Source organism: Candidatus Thiodiazotropha sp. AKIB8, from assembly GCF_058244675.1.
In genome coordinates this window covers 56081-74882 of the sequence record NZ_JBSYOO010000028.1, presented here as the reverse complement: position 1 = coordinate 74882, position 18802 = coordinate 56081, and the positions used below count along the sequence as shown (strand labels likewise).

18 protein-coding genes and 1 other RNA gene are annotated in these 18802 nt (G+C 48.0%); 14 read left to right on the top strand and 5 right to left on the bottom strand.

All coding sequences use genetic code 11. The annotated features are described in order from the left end of the window. From rfbD to AC4IFB_RS05940, 4 genes are all read left to right on the top strand, one after another. Nucleotides 1–897, top strand: a complete 897-nt coding sequence (gene rfbD / locus AC4IFB_RS05955) for a dTDP-4-dehydrorhamnose reductase (protein ID WP_490779657.1) — start codon at nt 1–3, stop codon at nt 895–897. Nucleotides 898–1080: 183 nt separating this feature from the next. After that, nucleotides 1081–2076 carry an ExeA family protein gene (locus AC4IFB_RS05950; protein WP_490779656.1) on the top strand — a complete coding sequence of 332 codons (996 nt, stop codon included), beginning with the start codon at nt 1081–1083 and terminating at the stop codon, nt 2074–2076. A 120-nt stretch (nt 2077–2196) separates the two neighbouring features. Then, a complete protein-coding gene (locus AC4IFB_RS05945; RefSeq protein WP_490779655.1) occupies nt 2197–3690 on the top strand; it encodes a phosphomannomutase in 1494 nt (497 codons plus the stop codon). Continuing rightward, entirely contained in the window at nt 3675–5150 is a 1476-nt protein-coding gene (locus AC4IFB_RS05940) for a mannose-1-phosphate guanylyltransferase/mannose-6-phosphate isomerase (RefSeq protein WP_490779654.1), read from the top strand. The genes AC4IFB_RS05945 and AC4IFB_RS05940 overlap by 16 nt, the downstream gene beginning before the upstream one ends. A 73-nt stretch (nt 5151–5223) precedes the next feature. Here the strand turns inward: AC4IFB_RS05940 and ssrA are convergent. Further along, nucleotides 5224–5589, bottom strand: a transfer-messenger RNA (tmRNA) gene (gene ssrA / locus AC4IFB_RS05935). Nucleotides 5590–5679: 90 nt separating this feature from the next. Further along, nucleotides 5680–6159, bottom strand: a complete 480-nt coding sequence (smpB, locus tag AC4IFB_RS05930) for an SsrA-binding protein SmpB (RefSeq protein WP_490779653.1) — start codon at nt 6157–6159, stop codon at nt 5680–5682. A 161-nt stretch (nt 6160–6320) separates the two neighbouring features. On the opposite strand from smpB, the gene AC4IFB_RS05925 reads away from it, so the two are divergent. The 3 genes from AC4IFB_RS05925 to AC4IFB_RS05915 are packed head-to-tail and all read left to right on the top strand — an operon-like array spanning nt 6321 to nt 8457. Continuing rightward, nucleotides 6321–7721, top strand: coding sequence for a sodium-dependent transporter (locus AC4IFB_RS05925; protein ID WP_490779652.1), 1401 nt, complete (start codon nt 6321–6323; stop codon nt 7719–7721). A gap of 2 nt (nt 7722–7723) precedes the next feature. Continuing rightward, nucleotides 7724–8167, top strand: coding sequence for a type II toxin-antitoxin system RatA family toxin (locus AC4IFB_RS05920; RefSeq protein ID WP_490778257.1), 444 nt, complete (start codon nt 7724–7726; stop codon nt 8165–8167). Then, nucleotides 8164–8457: an RnfH family protein gene (locus AC4IFB_RS05915; RefSeq protein WP_490778258.1), complete on the top strand. Its 294-nt coding sequence runs from the start codon at nt 8164–8166 to the stop codon at nt 8455–8457. Before AC4IFB_RS05920 ends, AC4IFB_RS05915 begins: the two co-directional genes overlap by 4 nt. 112 nt (nt 8458–8569) lie before the next feature. Here the strand turns inward: AC4IFB_RS05915 and AC4IFB_RS05910 are convergent, their stop codons facing one another. Then, nucleotides 8570–9058: an outer membrane protein assembly factor BamE gene (locus AC4IFB_RS05910; protein WP_490778259.1), complete on the bottom strand. Its 489-nt coding sequence runs from the start codon at nt 9056–9058 to the stop codon at nt 8570–8572. A gap of 37 nt (nt 9059–9095) precedes the next feature. On the opposite strand from AC4IFB_RS05910, the gene fur reads away from it, so the two are divergent. Further along, nucleotides 9096–9515 carry a ferric iron uptake transcriptional regulator gene (gene fur, locus AC4IFB_RS05905; RefSeq protein ID WP_490778260.1) on the top strand — a complete coding sequence of 140 codons (420 nt, stop codon included), beginning with the start codon at nt 9096–9098 and terminating at the stop codon, nt 9513–9515. A 2-nt stretch (nt 9516–9517) separates the two neighbouring features. Here the strand turns inward: fur and recN are convergent, their stop codons facing one another. Next, nucleotides 9518–11188 (bottom strand): DNA repair protein RecN, encoded by a 1671-nt coding sequence (gene recN, locus AC4IFB_RS05900; protein WP_490779651.1) that lies wholly within the window; start codon nt 11186–11188, stop codon nt 9518–9520. Beyond that, a complete protein-coding gene (locus tag AC4IFB_RS05895) occupies nt 11182–12075 on the bottom strand; it encodes an NAD(+) kinase (protein ID WP_490778262.1) in 894 nt (297 codons plus the stop codon). The genes recN and AC4IFB_RS05895 overlap by 7 nt, the downstream gene beginning before the upstream one ends. A 201-nt stretch (nt 12076–12276) precedes the next feature. Between AC4IFB_RS05895 and hrcA the strand changes: the two genes are divergently transcribed. From hrcA to AC4IFB_RS05865, 6 genes are all read left to right on the top strand, one after another. Continuing rightward, the gene (hrcA, locus tag AC4IFB_RS05890; protein WP_490778263.1) at nt 12277–13335 is read left to right on the top strand and encodes a heat-inducible transcriptional repressor HrcA; all 1059 of its coding nucleotides are present in this window, start codon (nt 12277–12279) and stop codon (nt 13333–13335) included. Between the two features lie 77 nt (nt 13336–13412). Continuing rightward, on the top strand, nt 13413–14030 hold the full coding sequence (grpE, locus tag AC4IFB_RS05885; RefSeq protein ID WP_490778264.1) for a nucleotide exchange factor GrpE: 618 nt from the start codon (nt 13413–13415) through the stop codon (nt 14028–14030). Nucleotides 14031–14111: 81 nt separating this feature from the next. Continuing rightward, nucleotides 14112–16049 (top strand): molecular chaperone DnaK, encoded by a 1938-nt coding sequence (dnaK, locus tag AC4IFB_RS05880; RefSeq protein ID WP_490778265.1) that lies wholly within the window; start codon nt 14112–14114, stop codon nt 16047–16049. Nucleotides 16050–16207: 158 nt separating this feature from the next. Continuing rightward, nucleotides 16208–17344 carry a molecular chaperone DnaJ gene (dnaJ, locus tag AC4IFB_RS05875; RefSeq protein WP_490778266.1) on the top strand — a complete coding sequence of 379 codons (1137 nt, stop codon included), beginning with the start codon at nt 16208–16210 and terminating at the stop codon, nt 17342–17344. Between the two features lie 82 nt (nt 17345–17426). Next, nucleotides 17427–18230, top strand: coding sequence for a 4-hydroxy-tetrahydrodipicolinate reductase (gene dapB, locus AC4IFB_RS05870; protein ID WP_490778267.1), 804 nt, complete (start codon nt 17427–17429; stop codon nt 18228–18230). 33 nt (nt 18231–18263) lie between these two features. Beyond that, a complete protein-coding gene (locus tag AC4IFB_RS05865) occupies nt 18264–18755 on the top strand; it encodes a hypothetical protein (RefSeq protein ID WP_490779650.1) in 492 nt (163 codons plus the stop codon). The last annotated feature ends 47 nt before the right edge of the window (nt 18756–18802 follow it).

Genomic DNA, 18802 nt, shown 5'->3' with positions numbered 1-18802 from the left:
ATGCTTCGTCCTAAAATTCTTTTGATTGGTTGTGATGGCCAAGTAGGCTGGGAGCTCCAGCGGACAATGGCTACATTTGCCGATGTAGCAGCAACTTCGCTTTGTGGTAGCTATGGTTATGCCTTGGACCTTCTTGATGCAGAAGCTGTAAAAACGACAGTTGCAACTCTACAGCCTGATTACATTGTTAATGCAGCTGCACATACAGCGGTTGATAAAGCAGAATCTGAAATCGAGCTATCACATCAACTGAATGCTGAGGCTCCTGAGCTATTGGCTCATATGGCTGCTGAAGTTGGTGCAGTGATGGTCCACTACTCGACAGATTTCGTCTTCTCTGGTGAAAGCAGTACACCCTACACGGAGGGTGATGAAACCGCTCCACTTGGTGTCTATGGAGAGACTAAACTGGAAGGTGAGCGCCGTATTCTTGCGGCAGATGTGAATGCTTTGATTATTAGAACAAGCTGGGTATACGGCAATCATGGCCAGAATTTCATGAAAACCATGCTGCGGTTATTCAGGGAACGAGATGAGCTAAGTGTAGTGGACGACCAGAAGGGGGCGCCAACCTGGAGTCGAATGATTGCCGAGGCAACGGCACAGATTATTCTCCAGCTCCATCTGGGCTTAAAGCAGATCAATCAAGTGCGAGGGCTCTACCATATGACAGGAGGTGGGGTAACCAGTTGGTATGGTTTCGCCAGTCAGATTCTCGCTCTTTCAGGGGAATCTTGTTCGCTGAAAACCATAACTACCTCAGAATACCCAACCCCGGCGCAGCGTCCAGCCTACTCAGTACTTGATAATTCAAAGTTAAATCAACAGTTTAACTTGGTTTTGCCTGATTGGATCAGCTCCCTTAAAAGATGTATGGAAGACGAAGTCCTGCTTTAAAAAAGCAGCTAACTAACAGTCCTTAATTGACATATCATAGTTAAATCAACAACTTACAGAATTTCAGCTGAAATAGTGAAAATGTCGATCTGATTATTGCTGTAAATCAGCGTTGCGTGAGATAATAACAGAACCATAACCTAATATTTGGAGAAGTGGCTGCTTTCCTGAGCCTGAGCACGGATGTACGAAGATTTCTACGGTTTTACTGAAAAACCATTCACCTTACTTCCAGATCCTTCTTTCCTGTTTTTAGGGAAAAAGCATAGTACTGCCTATGCCATGCTTGAGTATGGGATGGTTAGTCAGGCAGGATTTTCAGTAATAACAGGTGAAGTAGGCAGTGGTAAGACAACACTGATCCGTCATTTGCTCAACCAGTTGGATGAAGATATTACTGTTGGACTGGTGAACACCAGCCATCACGATATGGGAGAACTCCTTCAGTGGGTACTGTTGGCATTCGGGTTGGAGTACCGTGAAAAGGAACGGGTTGTTCTACATGATATTTTCACCCAATTTCTCATTGAGCAATACGCACAAAACAGACGAACTGTACTGATTGTCGATGAGGCTCAAAATCTGCAAGCCCAGGTTCTGGAAGAATTAAGACTGCTATCGAATATCAATGCAGATAAGCATCAAGTGTTACAAATTGTGCTTGTCGGCCAGCCGCAGTTACGCAGTATGCTGAAACATGATGATTTTCTGCAATTTCAACAGAGAGTCTCGGTTGATTACCATTTATCTGCACTTAGTGAAGATGAAACACGGGCCTATATCTTTCACCGAACCCGATTGGCAGGAAGGAACAAGCCTCTTTTCACCAAGGGCGCATCTACTCTGGTTTACCGTGCCAGTCAGGGGATTCCCCGGGTTATCAATACAATTTGTGATGCGGCTCTGGTTTATGGATTCGCCGATCAGAAAACACTATTGGATAGCAAACTGGTCATCTCGGTTTTAGAAGATAAAGCCAAGGCTCGAAATGCTCACACGCAGAGTAATCAGGATGCGTCTAACATCGTCAAGCCAGTGGTTTTAGCAGGAGGCCAGGCTGATTCCTTAAGGCCTCAGCGCGAAGATCATGGAGAACTTGGTAAATCAGGTAGACGCATAACTGATTTCAATCGAGATTCTGCCAAGTTACTATTCAAGAAATATTATCACGATTCATAAGGATAGGTTTTCCTAAACGATTTGGACTTTCAATAGCGCATCAGCACCATTATGAAGACCTATTCATACGCTAACAGTTAACTATTTTTTAAGGACAACCTATTTAGGTTTAATATGGATTTGAGCTACCACACAATAACCGAAATGATGCGGGATTCCGGGGTTACGTTTGGTACTAGCGGTGCACGGGGTTTAGTGAGTGCATTGAGTGAAAAAATTGCATATTCATATACAACTGCATTCCTGCAACATCTTACTGATTCTGGGCTGAGCAGTAGAAAAGGACAGGTTGCTGTAGCTGGGGATCTTCGCTCCAGTACTCCAAGAATCATGGGGGCGGTCTGTAAGGCTATTCTTAATAGTGGTCTTCAGCCCATTAACTGTGGTTTTATCCCCTCTCCGGCGGTTGCACTCTATGGACTACAACAGTGTATTCCCTCGATTATGGTTACCGGTAGTCACATACCAGATGACCGTAATGGAATAAAGTTCAATCGTCCTGATGGTGAAATTTTAAAGCAGGATGAAGAGGCAATTCGCAATCAGAAGATAGCGATTCCTAAAGACCTCTTTGATCAACAAGGCGCTTTCACCCAATCCATTGACCTGCCTCCTATCGAGCGTGAGGCATATAAGAAATATGTAAAAAGATATATCGATTTTTTTGAACCAGGTTGTCTGGATGGTATGAAAATCGGTTTGTATGAGCACTCAAGTGTCGCCAGGGAATCCGCTGCAGAGGTTCTTGAAGCATTAGGCGCAAAAGTCACCCGCTTAGGTTTTTCTGAAAAGTTTATCCCGGTGGATACTGAGGCGATCAGGTCAGAGGATATTGTTTTAGCGAAAAAATGGGTCCATGCACACGGTCTGGATAGTATTGTATCAACTGATGGAGATGGTGATCGGCCATTGGTCAGTGATGAAAAGGGAGATTGGTTGCGTGGCGATATGGCAGGAATGCTATGTGCTAATTTTCTTCAGGCAAATTGGATCGCAACGCCTGTAAGCAGTAACAGTGCAGTCGAGCGTTCTGGTTGGTTCAATGGGATCAGCCGTACCCGTATCGGATCTCCCTATGTCGTGTCTGCCATGCAGCATCTGCTTCAGGAAGGAAAGCAGGGTGTAGTCGGATACGAAGCCAATGGTGGATTTCTCAATGCCGACAGTCTGTCACTGGCGGGTAGGATACTCGAACCACTACCCACCCGAGATGCGTTGATTGTCATGCTGAGTATCTTGAATCTGGCTCGCAGCAAAGGAATGAAGGTCTTTGAATTACTGGCTTCGGCACCTGCACGATATACCTTCAGCAATCGTTTGAAGGCATTTCCCATCGACCTCAGTCATAAACGACTGGAAACCTTTAAAAGCGGAGATTTTGAGCGCGACAGTAAAGCAGTTGAGCAGGCTTTTGGTGATCAGTTTGGAGAGGTCAAAACTATTGATTTAACGGACGGTGTACGCATTACCTTTAAGGGGGATGATATTGTTCACTTGCGCCCCTCAGGTAATGCCCCGGAATTACGATGCTACACAGAAGCAGGTTCTGAACAATGGGTTCAGGAAATGAATCGGATCTGTATTAGATTACTTGAAGGATGGAGAGTACATTGATAGTACCAGTTATTTTATCAGGCGGATCAGGAACACGACTATGGCCACTATCCAGGAGTGCCTATCCAAAACAGTTCATACCTCTACTGGATAAAAGTTCACTTTTTCAGGCAACGCTGGAGAGAGTTTCTGGTTTACCGGAAAGCACTGATGCCTTGATTGTATGTAATGAAGAGCACCGTTTTATGGTTGCCGAGCAGATACGAAAGTTGGATAAAAAATCTATCGGTATCATGCTTGAGCCAGTGGGCAGAAATACGGCGCCAGCAATCGCCTGTGCAGCGCTGCATGCATTGCAGCATGATAAAGAGGCACTCATTATGGTGACCCCTTCAGATCACATTATTAATGATCAAGCACAGTTTCTGGAAACAATGGAACAGGGGATCGAGGCAGCGAAAAATGGTGGCTTGGTGACATTTGGTGTGGTGCCTGACAAACCTGAAACAGGTTTTGGTTATATCTGTAAGGATACAGAGAGTCAGACTGCAGGCGCTTACCCAGTCAAAGAGTTCGTTGAAAAGCCGAATTTGGAGACGGCACAGAACTACCTTGATTCAGGATGCTATTTGTGGAACAGCGGAATGTTCGTATTTCGAGCGCAACTCTATCTGGATGAACTTGAAAAATACCAACCTGATATAATTCGAGCAGCGACTACTGCTTATGAGAAGCAGAGCGTAGACCTGGATTTTATACGTTTGGATAAAGAGGCTTTTCTCGCCTGTCCTTCTGAGTCCATAGATTATGCAGTGATGGAGAAGACAGACAAGTCCATGGTAGTACCGATGGAAGCTGACTGGAGTGATATCGGCTCCTGGTCTGCTCTTTCGGATGCAGCGGTAAAAGATAGTGATGATGATAATGTCTTTTTAGGGGATGTTCTCGCCAAGGATGTTACGAACAGCTATTTGCGTAGCGAAAGTCGAATGATTGCCGGTATTGGCTTGGATGGTTTAGTGGTTGTCGAAACCGCTGATGCAGTGCTGGTTGCTGATAAATCACGGTCACAGGATGTAAAAGATATCGTTGATCGGCTCAAAGTCTCAGGTCGAACTGAACATTTCAGTCATGTCAGGGTGTATCGCCCTTGGGGTAGATACGAAACCGTGGACGAATGTGCAAGATTCAAAGTAAAACGAATTGTCGTCAATCCTGGAGCCAGCCTCTCATTGCAAAAACACAATCACCGTGCTGAACACTGGGTTGTAGTAAAAGGCACTGCAAGGATAACTAATGGACAAGAAGAAAAGTTACTAACAGAGGATCAGTCTACGTACATACCAATTGGAACCATGCATCGCCTTGAAAATCCTGGTCTTATTCCTTTGGAAATTGTTGAGGTGCAGACAGGTAGCTATCTGGGGGAAGACGATATCGAACGGTTTTCTGATGACTACGGACGTCATGTGCCTACTGCTGATACAGAAGCTAAGACGACTTTACGAAAGACAGTTTGATAGAGCTGAAGCAATCAATGGATACACAAAGGCATCCATTGATTTGCCAGAATAAGAAGAAAGTTTGTTGAATTGGTGGAGGCGGGCGGATTCGAACCGCCGTCCGCGAGTCCTCTGCCAAAAGTTCTACATGCTTAGTCCAGCCTATTATATTTAGCCGATTACCACCCGACGGACAGGGCGCGCAATAAGCGATTCCGGTAAGGTTTTAACGAATCCACCCCGGACGAGCTTCAACGCGATCTTGTGAGATATGACGCCTGAAAAGCTGGACGCACAAGCACGGCTCCAGTCAGACGGCACCCTACCGGGTATTAAGCGGCGAGTGCGTAGTTGTCGTCGTTGGCAACTATAAGTTTGCAGATAGTTTTGCGAGGTATTCTGCACCTCGGCATGCACTTCAGGTTTTGCAACCCCCGTCGAAGCCTACGTCGCCCCCGTAACGGTTAGTGAGTCAGACATTATATGCCAGGCAGTGGTTCCTGACCAATGAAAATATGCTTAGTGTCGCTGAGCTGTGAAAATGGGATCAGCTGTGCTTAAAGAGGCGCTCTTTTTCTCTTTTCCAGTCACGGTCTTTATCTGTCGCTCTTTTGTCATGGAGCTTCTTGCCTTTGGCGATGCCTATTTCCAGTTTCGCCATGCCTTTCTTCCAGTAGAGCGCGGTTGGTACCAGTGTGTAGCCTTTGCGCTCCACAAGCCCGATTAATTTATTCAGCTCACTGCGATGCAACAGGAGTTTACGCGTGCGTGTGGGATCAGGGTGGATGTGGGTGGAGGCAGTACTCAGGGGGACGATATGGGCACCAAATAGAAAGGCCTCGCCATCCTTGATAGTGACGTAACTCTCTTTGATTTGAACCCGTGCTTCCCGTAGGCTTTTGACCTCCCAGCCTTGTAGAGCCAGACCTGCCTCATATCGATCTTCAATGAAAAAATCGTGGGTTGCTTTCTTGTTCAGCGCTATAGTAGGGCGCCCCTGACCTTTCTTCTTTGCTTTGCTTGCCATCGGGCTATTCTAATGCTGTATTAGACTACTAGCTAGAGCTGGCTTGTGAAATGCCCTCGAAATCAGGAAAATCATCAGCATTTAAATTCCTAACCTCACGTGGCAATATTCAGTTAAGCTTTGGGGGTGCTCATTCAGGGGCTGTTAAAGGGCAAGATTATATGACTGAAAGACAATCCATTCATGGTCAGTGGTCGTCACGGCTGGTATTCATTCTGGCAGCTACCGGATCAGCAGTTGGTTTGGGTAACGTCTGGAAGTTTCCCTATATCACCGGTGAAAATGGCGGTGGTGCATTTGTTATCGTGTATCTGTTATGTATCGCATTGGTAGGTATACCTATCATGATGGCCGAGATCATGCTCGGAAGAAGAGGCAGACAGAGTCCGATCAACACAATGGCAGCTCTGAGTCGGGAGGAGGGTGCCAATAAAGCCTGGGCACTGGTTGGTTGGAGTGGTGTTTTAGCCGGTTTTTTCATCCTCTCCTACTACAGTGTCATTGCGGGATGGGCGTTGGCTTATGTTGTGCGTGCCGGTGCTGGGGTTTTCAATGGCATGGATGCGGTTGCTATCGAGGGACTGTTCAATGGATTGGTGGGTAGTCCAGAACGACTCTTGGCCTGGCATACCCTGTTCATGCTGATGAGTATGTTTGTGGTTGCGAAAGGGGTGAAGTCGGGTCTTGAAAGGGCCGTCACCTATCTGATGCCAGCACTATTTGTACTACTCATTGTGTTGGTCGGATATGCAATGAATACTGGCTTTTTTGTTCAGGGTGTTGAGTTTCTTTTTACCCCGGATTTCAATAAGTTAATTTATACTTGTCAGGTTGTTGATGGGCTTGAACAGTGTAAGTTCAGTGGCAGTCCGCTATTGGTTGCGATGGGGCATGCATTCTTTACCTTGAGCTTGGGTATGGGGGCAATCATGGTCTATGGCTCCTATATGCCGAAAAAGTCCTCAATTGCGGGATCGGCAGTATTAATCGCATTATTGGATACAGCGGTTGCTCTATTAGCCGGTATGGCTATCTTCCCCATTGTTTTTGCAAATGGTCTCGAGCCAGGAGCAGGTCCCGGTCTGATTTTTCAGACTCTACCGATCGCCTTTGGGGCTATGCCTGGGGGGCAAATTTTTGGCACGCTGTTTTTTATTCTGCTGGTTTTTGCTGCCTGGAGTTCTTCGATCTCTCTTATCGAACCTGCAGTAGCGTGGTTGGTTGAGAACCGCAGTATGACGCGAGTTCGTGCTTCAATCTGGATTGGTATGACAACTTGGGTTATCGGTCTGGGTACTGTCTTCTCATTTAATATCGGATCGGAGTTGAAACTCTTCGGTATGACCTTTTTTGATCTGCTCGACTATTTGACGGCCAACATTATGTTGCCCCTGGGTGGTTTGCTGATCGCGGTGTTCAGTGGTTGGTTGATGAAAAAATCATCCAGTCAGGATGAATTTCAGATGGGCCCTGGACGATACAAACTGTGGTGGACACTGATCCGTTATGTATCGCCATTAGCTGTAGTGGTGGTTTTTTTGAATGCTATTGGAATATTTTAAAAGTGCCGGTTGTTAAAAAGAGTGCGCTGGTTACACACTCAGCCCATGAAATGTTTCAGTTGGTTTGTGATTTCGAGGACTACCCACATTTTTTACCCTGGTGCAGCGCTAGTCGATTGATTTCCCGTACACCTGAAGAGATATGTGGTGAACTCGAAGTGTCACGGGTAGGTATCAAACAGCGGTTTTCAACCTGCAATAAACTGGTTACAGATGAAAGAATGGATATCCATTTGAGGGATGGTCCATTCAAAAAATTACACGGGAGCTGGCATTTTATTGCACTCAAACAAGATGCTTGCAAGGTTGAATTAGTATTGGAATTTGAATTCGCTGGCCGATTGATTGATGCTGCTTTTGGTCGGGTCTTCAGTCAAATCGCCAATACGCTGGTAGATGCCTTTTGCCAACGTGCAGACGAGATTTATAGGAAAGCAGGACAATGAAATATGAAGTTGCCTATGGCAAGTTGGACGAGCAGGTATTACTGGTGGTCGAGTCCAGTGAACCCTTGACAGTTCAACAGGCGATAGAACAGTCAGCCGTTCTTGAGCGGTTCCCGGAGATTGACCTTAAAGTCAACAAAACAGGTGTTTTCGGCAAGGCGGCCAAACTTGAAAGTCTGTTGACTGAAGGAGACAGGGTAGAGATATACCGACCATTAATTGCTGATCCCAAGGAGGCTAGGAAGAAACGGGCTGCAGAGGGTAAGACGATGCGTAAAGGGGGGGCTTGAACGATTGCTGCTCGCTCCAGCATGAATTAAATTCAGAAAACTACAGCTGGATTATTTTCCTGAGCGGGTTAACCGTGGGCTCTGGAAATTAATGAATTTACTACACTGCCCACTAGTCTGGCTCACCGAATCCTAGTGAATACCAAAGTCTCTCCAGAATACCAAAATCCCCGTCATAATCGGGTACGCTGGCTACAAGTTCACGCTTTTCCTGATTTGATTCCACATTTTCAGCGGGTTTGATGTCACCACCAAAGCGAGTCAGGTAATCACCCTCGAAATAGGCGCTAAAACGTTTGATCTCAACTGCTTCGTTGCGGCGTTTTATTGAGAGCATATAGTCCCACCGCTCACCGTGAAAGACATCCCTCAGCATCGGTGTACCTAAAGCGAACCGTACTTGACGTTGAGACATGCCGGGCTCAAGCAGAGCAACCATTTCCGGGGTAACAATGTTGCCCTGTTCAATATCAGGTGAGTGAACCAGGGATATCTCCTCCCAGGAGGTACACCCATTGAGTCCAGGCAAAAGAGTTAAAATGAAGATGAGAATCTTTTTCATTACGAGTACAATCTGTTTCCAGTCGTCATAATAACGCATTCCATATCCAAGAGACACTTGTTGGAGAAAAGAAGGGATGGATAATCAAGATATCCGAAAAGCCGGTCTCAAAGTGACCCTGCCCAGGGTCAAGATACTGGAGTTGCTGGAAAGTAGTGCTCAGCGTCATGTAAGTGCTGAGGATGTCTACAAGTTACTCCTTGAGAAGGGTGAAGAGATTGGTCTGGCCACCGTCTATCGGGTTCTCACCCAGTTTGAAGCAGCTGGTCTGGTTACCCGACATAACTTTGAGGGTGGCCATGCGGTGTTCGAATTGGAACGTGGCAGTCACCATGACCACCTGGTATGTGTGGTGTGTGGCAAGGTGGAAGAGTTTGTCGATACAACCATTGAAAAGCGGCAACGGGAAATTGCCAGTGAGCATGGCTTTGAAATCGTCGATCACTCCCTGATTATTTATGGCCATTGCGGTAACCCAAAGTGCCAGGTGGGTTAATATTAATGGGCTGCGAGTGAGACCATCTCCTGTGCGTGAGCCAGTGTCTGCTCTGTAATCTTTACGCCTCCCAACATGCGGGCAATCTCCTGAATGCGCGCTTCATCATCCAGTCTGGCAATATCGGTACGGGTCATCTTTTTCTGCGTTGTCTTCTGGACTTGGAAATGGTGCATGGCCTGTGCCGCTACTTGTGGCAAGTGGGTAACACATAGAATCTGTCGGTCTGAAGCCAGTTTACGAAGCATTTGCCCAACAATTTCTGCAACACTGCCACCGATGCCTACATCCACTTCATCGAATACCAGGGTGGGTGTGGCGCTGTATTGGATGGTCGCTACCTGAATTGCAAGACTGATGCGGGATAGTTCGCCACCGGAAGCAACTTTACTCAACGAGTCGAGTGGTAACCCTGGATTAGCAGATACTTGAAAGTCGATTTGCTCAAGGCCCTGGGGACCAGCTTGTGTTGAATCCAAAGGGGTTAAGGAGACCGTGAACCGACCACCAGGCATGCCCAGTGTCTGCATCGCTTCGGTAATCTCCTTACTCAGCCGTTTTGCAGATGATTGACGCTTCAAAGAGAGTTTTTCAGCCAATTTGAGGTATGTATCTCTCTGCTCCTCAACTTGATTCGATAGATCAGCGAGGGTTTCGTCCGCTCGCTCAAGTGTTGCTATCTCAGTCTCGATTTGCTGGAGTTTTTCAGGCAGTTGATCTATTTTGACCCGGTATTTTCTTGAAGTATCGTGCAGTGTGCTCAGACGCTCCTCAAGCTGCTGTAGACCGGCTGGATCCAAAGCTATGTCTGTCAGATAGTTACGTAAATAAGCCAGGGCCTCATCGAGCTGTATCAGGGCGCTGTCAAACATCTCTCTGGGGTCTGCCAGTGCTGCATCCAGCTGCGCCATCTGGTTGATATTGTCCAGTGAATGGGAGAGTTTGCTGCGTAGTGAGTGATTTTCGCTATCAAGTGAAGAGATAATCTCACTGCAACTGCTTCTGAGCTGTTCCAGGTGACTCAGTCGTGAATGTTCCTGCTCTATCGTTGTGAGCTCTTCTGCAGTAATACCCAGGCTGGTCAGTTCCTGTGCCTGGTAACGGAGCAGATCAAGGCGAGATGCCCGCTCTTCGGCAGCAGCGGTTAAAGTGACAAGCTCTTTATGCGCTTTCTGGTAGCGCTTGTGCTGTTGTGCCAGCTTGGTGCTCAGCTCGGTGTGGCCGCCGTAGGCGTCCAGCAGGCTTCTTTGGTGATTCGGTTTGAGCAGGGATTGATGGGCGTGCTGGCCATGAATTTCGACTAATAATCCACCTAAATCCTGAAGTTGCTGTAAAGGTACGCTACGACCATTGATAAAGGAGCGTGATCGCCCCTCTCTGTTGAGGCTGCGTCGTAAAATACACTCATCCTCTTCATCCAGGTCATGCTGCTTCAGCCATTCACTGGCCTGCTGAAGTTTGCTGATATCAAACTGAGCGGTAACCTCTGCTCTGTCGGAACCTGCCCTGATCATACCGTTGTCAGCCCGCTCACCGAGGGCTAGTCCAAGTGCATCGATGAGGATCGATTTGCCAGCGCCGGTCTCCCCGGTCAATGCAGTAAGTGCATCCAGCAGCTCCAGCTCCATGGATGAGACGATGGCCAGATTATGGACCTGTAATTGAATCAGCATCTATTTTTTTTCGGATTTTCAGCCCATCCGAGCTTCGCTCTCAGGATACTGTAGTAGTCGTAGCCTTTGGGATGTATCAGTCTGACCATCTGTTCCGACTTGCGAATCCGGATTACCTCTCCCGGCATGGCCGGTATGGTGGCTTGTCCATCACAGGTGATCTGAACATCCTCCGCGTGGGCCGGATCAAGACGTATCTCTATCAAGCTGTCACCATCCACAACAATGGGCCGGTTACTTAAGGTGTGAGGACAGATCGGTACCAGAACGATAGCGTTCAACGAGGGGTGGAGCAGTGGACCGCCACCTGAGAGTGCGTACGCAGTCGACCCGGTCGGGGTTGAGACAATCAAACCATCAGACCTCTGATCATTGACCAGTTGATCGTCAACATAGGTCTGAAATTCAATCATCCTTGCGATATTCCATTTATGTAAAACGACGTCGTTGAATGCCAGAATATTCTGCTTATCTGACGACTCATCTCCCATCCCGACCTCAAGCAGGAAACGACACTCCTGCTCATATTGACCGTTCAGTATCTCGGTCAACTGCTGGGTCATCTCATCTGGTGAAATATCGACCAGGAAACCCAGTCTTCCCAGATTTATCCCCAGAAGTGGGATATTCTGTTTCGATAATACCCGGGCTGCATGTAGTAGTGTGCCGTCACCTCCGACAACAATGACAAGATCACTGTGCTTTGGAAGATCGATCTCCGGTACACTGGATACCGGTTTATTGTTAAGCATCCGACAGGTAGCCTCCTCAATGACCACCTCATGTTGCTGCTCGATGAGATAGTCGTAGAGTCGCAGTAGGGTCTGCTTGACTAGCGGGTCGCCATGTTTACCAATCAGTCCGATTTGTTGAAACCGTTTATGCATACTCTGGTATATGGCTCGTAGGTTATGTCATTGAAGGAGTGCTTAAAATGCACCATTACTCAACGTTAGCATGCTGTCAAGGTCAATCCAAGTAGGACATTCAATGTAGTAGAAGGCTTGACTATATCGATTTGAATTGCTAATTTTTTGATTAGTTGGCACTCGACCGGAATGAGTGCTAATAATCACCCGGAGACTCCCTTGTCAGAGAAAAAATCGGTCAATGAAACCGCGGTCAGTGAGCGCGCGCAGCATTTTCTCAAAGCGTTGATTGAACGATATATCAAAGAAGGTCAGCCTATAGGTTCCCGCACCTTGGCGAAAGACACTGGTCTGGATCTCAGTCCAGCGACCGTGCGTAATGTCTTGGCTGACCTGGAGGATCTGGGGCTGGTCTCTTCACCCCACACATCTGCTGGTCGTATTCCTACAATTACCGGCTACCGGATGTTCATAGACTCCCTGCTTACCATACAGGATTTGAGAAAGAGTGAGGTGGAGAAGATACGTTCTGAGCTGATTATGGGTGGGGAAGAGAACAAAGCACTACTGGCCTCAGCCTCACGTCTTCTTTCAGGCGTCACTCATATGGCAGGTGTGGTGACCCTGCCAAGACGGGAAAAGACCACTTTCCGTCAAATTGAGTTCCTGCCCCTGTCTGATCACCGGGTTTTGGGGATTCTGGTGACAGATGCTGGAGAGGTACACAATCGCATACTTCATACCCACCGGGATTTTGAGCGAGTGGAACTGGAACAGGCAGCCAATTTCCTGACAAATTCTTTTGCCGGGCGTGATATGGACCTGGTGCGCCATACCCTCTTGCAGGATCTGAACGAGGCTCGGGATCATTTTGATCAGATGATGACTCAGGCGCTGAAAATGGCAGGAGAAGTGGTCAATGCCAGTGAGTCTGAAGAGGACTGTATGATTGCCGGACAGACCAATCTGATGGAGTTTGCAGAGCTATCCGGATTGGATCAGCTGCGTAAACTGTTTGATGCATTTACAGAAAAGCATGAGATTCTGCATCTTTTGGATCAATTTCAGAATGCGGATGGGGTGCAGATCTTCATCGGGGAAGAGTCAGGTTATCAGTTGCTCAACGGCTGCTCAGTGGTAACTGCCCCATATCAGGTGAATGAAGAGATGGTTGGAATGTTGGGGGTTATCGGACCAACCCGTATGAACTATGAGCGGGTTATTCCTGTAGTCGATATTACGGCAAAAATTCTTAGTGCAGCCTTGAAAAAAAATTAATCATCCCAATTTGTCAGAGAATAACCCGATATAGCGGGGTGTTATACGTTCTATTTTTATAGTTGAGGTCAAACCAAGTGATAGATAAGGATCAACCGCAAGATTCAGCAGAAAGTGTGGATGAACCCCAGGCTTCTCAGGCTGAGGATGCTGCTGAAAATGAGGTGATTGAAGAGGCTTCTGTGTCCGGTCAGGATCATGGTGAGCTGATGAAGTTGCTGGAAGATGCTAGGGCAAAAGCTGATGACCACTGGGATCAGTTGATGCGCACCCGTGCTGAAGTCGACAATATACGCAAAAGAACTCAGCGGGATCTCGAAAATGCCCACAAATACGCCTTGGACAAGATCTCGCAGGACATGCTGCAGGTCTGGGATAGCCTGGAATTAGGCAATCAGGCAGCTCTGGATGAGAGCGCCGATGTGAATACAATTCGTGAAGGTACTGAGCTGACCCTGAAGTTACTGGTGGATGTGATGAACCGTCACGGGATCGAACAGGTCAACCCTGAGGGAGCGGTCTTTAATCCTGAGTTCCACCAGGCGATGTCGATGCAGGAACGTGATGATGTGGAGCCCAATACTGTGGTTGCCGTAGTGCAGAAGGGTTATCTGCTGAATGGACGATTGTTGAGACCTGCGATGGTGATGGTTTCCAAGGCCTCATCCAGCACATCAATAGACGAACAGGCTTGAAAGCCGGCGACATGACCCCACATTAGGGACAGTCAGTAAGAAATTTTATTATTTAGTAAAGAATTCGGAGAGTTAATCATCATGGGCAAGATCATCGGTATCGACCTGGGAACCACCAATTCCTGTGTGGCGGTTATGGAGGGTAGTTCCACCAAAGTGATTGAAAACAGTGAAGGTGATCGTACTACACCATCAATTATCGCCTACGCTAATGATGGCGAGATCCTGGTTGGCCAATCCGCCAAACGCCAGGCTGTCACCAATCCCCAAAATACTCTATTTGCTATCAAGCGTCTGATTGGCCGCATGTTTAAAGATGATGTGGTGCAGCGGGATGCTGACATGGTGCCTTACAAAATCGTTGGCGCAGACAATGGCGATGCCTGGGTCGAGGTCAATGGTAAGAAGATGGCGCCACCGGAGATTGCTGCAAAGATTCTGCAGAAGATGAAGAAAACTGCTGAGGATTATCTTGGTGAGACCGTTTCAGAGGCGGTCATCACAGTTCCTGCATACTTTAACGATTCCCAGCGCCAGGCCACCAAAGATGCGGGACGCATCGCCGGTCTGGACGTAAAGCGTATTATCAATGAGCCTACTGCTGCTGCGTTGGCATACGGTATGGATAAAAAACGTGGTGACCAGACCCTGGCAGTGTACGACCTGGGTGGTGGTACATTTGATATCTCGATTATCGAAATCGCCGAAATTGATGGTGAGCATCAGTTTGAGGTGCTCTCTACCAACGGTGATACTTTCCTGGGTGGTGAGGATTTCGATCTGCGTATCATCGATCACCTGGTTGAGGAGTTCAAAAAAGAGCAGGGTTTTGATCTGCGTAATGACCCCTTGGCTCTGCAGCGTCTGAAAGAGGGTGCTGAGAAGGCTAAGATCGAACTCTCTTCCAGCCAGCAGACCGATATCAATCTGCCTTACATAACAGCAGATGCAAGTGGTCCTAAACATCTCAACCTGAAACTGACCCGCGCCAAGTTGGAGTCGCTGGTTGACGATCTGGTAAGTCGTACCATCGAGCCTTGTAAGCTGGCGATGAAAGATGCGGGTATCTCTGCATCGAAGATCGATGAGATTATTCTGGTCGGTGGGCAGAGCCGTATGCCTAAAGTACAGGATGCGGTGAAAGAGTTCTTTGGTAAGGATCCGCGCAAGGATGTGAATCCTGACGAAGCCGTGGCGATTGGTGCTGCTATTCAGGGCGGTGTTCTGGGTGGTGAAGTCAAGGATGTCCTGTTGCTTGATGTTACCCCGCTCTCCCTGGGTATCGAGACCCTGGGTGGCGTGATGACCAAGCTGATCGAGAAAAACACCACTATTCCAACCAGTGCTTCACAGGTTTTCTCCACAGCTGATGATAGTCAGACTGCGGTGACCGTCCATGTACTGCAGGGTGAACGTGACCAGGCAGCTGCGAATAAATCCCTGGGTCGCTTTGACCTTAGCGATATTCCGCCGGCTCCTCGTGGCGTACCTCAAATTGAGGTCAGTTTCGACATCGATGCCAATGGTATCCTTAACGTTTCTGCCAAAGACAAGGCAACAGGCAAGGAACAGTCGATCGTGATCAAGGCCTCATCCGGGCTGAGTGATGATGAGATTGACCGTATGGTAAATGATGCCGAGGCCCATGCCGACGAAGATCGCAAGTTCCAGGAGTTGGTGGGCGTACGCAATCAGGCGGATTCGATGATCCATGCCACTAAGAAGTCGATGGAAGAGTTGGGCGAGGATAAACTCGAAGCCGGCGAAAAAGAGTCTATCGAAAGTGCTATCAAGGATCTTGAAGCGGTGATGAGTAGCGATGACAAAGAGGTTATCGAAGAAAAAACCAAAGTATTAGCGGAAGCTTCAGGCAAAATGGCCGAGCGTTTGTATGCTCAAAAGGGTGCCGATGCCGGTGAAGGTGTTGCCCCAGAGGCGGAAGCGGAGAACACCGCGAGTGCTACTGATGATGATGTGGTCGATGCCGAGTTCGAAGAGGTTAAAGACAACAAAAACTAGTCTGTCACTGTTGCCAGCAGACCGTACGCCGGCTTGTCCGGTGTGCGGTTTTTGGCGTTATACGGATCAGCATGAAAAAAGGGTGAGATCGCAGTTGAATCAGAATTCATGCGATCACTATTTCATTGAATATAGATGTTATTTAGATAGAACCTACCATGGCGAAAAAAGATTATTACGAAGTTTTAGGCGTTAACAAGAACGCCAGTGAGGCCGATATCAAAAAGGCCTATCGCCGATTGGCTATGAAATATCATCCTGATCGAAATACCGGTGATGCTTCAGAAAAGACTGAAAAGAGCTTCAAAGAGGCCAAGGAGGCCTACGAAATATTGTCAGATGCGCAGAAGCGTGCTGCCTATGATCAGTTTGGACACGCTGGCGTGGATCAGACTATGGGTGGTGGTTTCAGTGGTGGTGATGCCAGTTTCTCGGATATCTTCGGTGATGTATTCGGTGATATTTTTGGTGGTGCACGTGGGGGCGGTGGCTCCCGGGTTCACCGTGGTGCCGATCTACGCTATAACCTGCAGCTCTCCCTGGAGGATGCAGTAGCGGGAACGACGGTCAAAATCCGTGTCCCAACCCTGGTGAAGTGCGATACCTGTGATGGCAGCGGAGCCAAGAAAGGCAGTTCACCCAAGACCTGTGAAACCTGTGCAGGGCATGGTCAGGTCAGAATGCAGCAGGGATTTTTCTCAGTTCAGCAAACTTGTCCCCGCTGTCATGGCAAGGGGACGATGATCGATAATCCCTGCCCTAAATGTCACGGTGAAGGTCGCATTCAAGAACAGAAGACCCTCTCAGTAAAAGTACCACCTGGTGTGGATTCAGGTGATCGCATTCGTCTGGCGGGAGAGGGCGAGGCTGGTGAGAGCGGTGGCCCGCCGGGAGATCTCTACGTGCAGGTGGCAGTCAAGCCGCACACCATCTTCAGTCGGGAAGATAACCATCTGTTCTGCGAAGTTCCAATCAGTTTCGTGATCGCAGCCCTCGGTGGTGAACTGGAAGTGCCGACTTTGGATGGAAAAGTCATTCTGAAAATTCCAGCCGGTACTCAAACAGGACGCCTGTTTCGTATGCGAGGGAAAGGTGTCAAACCAGTACGTGGTGGGCCTGTTGGAGATTTAATGTGTCGTGTGCTGGTTGAAACACCAGTGAAACTTACGACCGAACAGGAAGAGCTGTTGAAGCGATTCGATGAAACTATGAAACATGGTGGGGGGAAACACAGCCCCCATTCCACGAGTTGGGTAGATGGGGTGAAGAAATTCTTCGAGAACATGGGTTTCTAAGGTTTTTTACTCTTCAGAACCCTCTTTCAGTGGGATTTTTAATATAAAAAACGGATAACGGCTCCGGACGAGGGGTAAGCAGATGACAAGAATTGCAGTGGTTGGTGCCGGAGGCCGGATGGGGAGAACCCTGGTTCAGGCGGTTCATGAAGCTGAGGGCTTAACTCTGGGGGCTGCCACTGAGCGATCTGAGTCAGGTCTGGTTGGCCGGGATGCTGGAGAACTGGCGGGACTCAGCAGACTCGATTTGGCCATCTCATCTAGCTTGGATGAAGTCTTGGACAATTTTGATGTGGTTATCGACTTTACATCCCCCGCAGCAACGCTGAACCATCTACAGATCTGTCGCCAGGCAGGAAAACGTATGGTTATCGGAACAACCGGTCTAAGTGATGATGATAAAAAGGTGCTGCAAGAGGCATCTGATGAGATTGGCATAGTATTCGCTCCGAATATGAGTGTGGGTGTCAATCTCTGCTTTAAACTGTTGCAGCTGGCTTCTAAGGTTATGGGTGATGAAGCGGATATAGAGATTATCGAAGCTCACCATCGTCATAAAGTCGATGCCCCATCAGGTACAGCTTTGCGCATGGGTGAGGTAATTGCTGAAACCCTTGGGCGGGATCTACAAAGCTGTGCTGTATATGGTCGTGAGGGCAATACAGGAGCACGGGATAGGAAAACGATAGGATTTGAAACCATTCGTGCCGGTGATGTTGTTGGTGAGCATAGCGTCTGGTTTGCAATGGAAGGAGAACGGGTGGAGATCGCCCACAAGGCCTCGAGTCGAATGAATTTTGCCGGCGGGGCCGTCCGTGCTTGCAAATGGATCAGCAGCAAGCCAAATGGGCTTTTTGATATGCAGGATGTATTAAGTTTGCGGTAAACCAAATCCTTGAATTTTTACCCACAGCTCAATATGGCGATAACAGATTTCATGAGTGCTACATACAGATACTCTGCCATTGCTTTGATTGCCCTGGTTATCTTGGGTTGCAGCGATAGTGCAGTCTCTCCCGAAGCACAACTCCGCCAGACAATCAGCGAAGCTGAGACATCTATCAAAGCTCGGGATTTATCTGCATCCATGGCATTTATTGATGCAGGCTATCAGGATCAGAATGGATTTGAGCTTCGGCAGTTGAGGGCAATGCTGGCCGGCTATTTTTTACGTCATAAATCGATTTTTATGTTAACCAAAATCGAAAATCTCGAAATAGTAGACGAGGATAAAGCTAAAGTGCTGCTGTTTGCCGGTTTGGCCGGCTCTCCTCAAGAGAACGCCCCCTCCTTGGCAGCGTGGCGGGGTGACCTGATACGCCTCGAGCTCAAATTTATACAACAGGATGACGATTGGCTGTTAACTCAGGCTGATTGGCGCCGTGCAGGCCCGGAGGATTTTATTCACTGATCTTGGCCCGGAATCTGCTTGTTATCTGTCGACAGGAGACCACACTG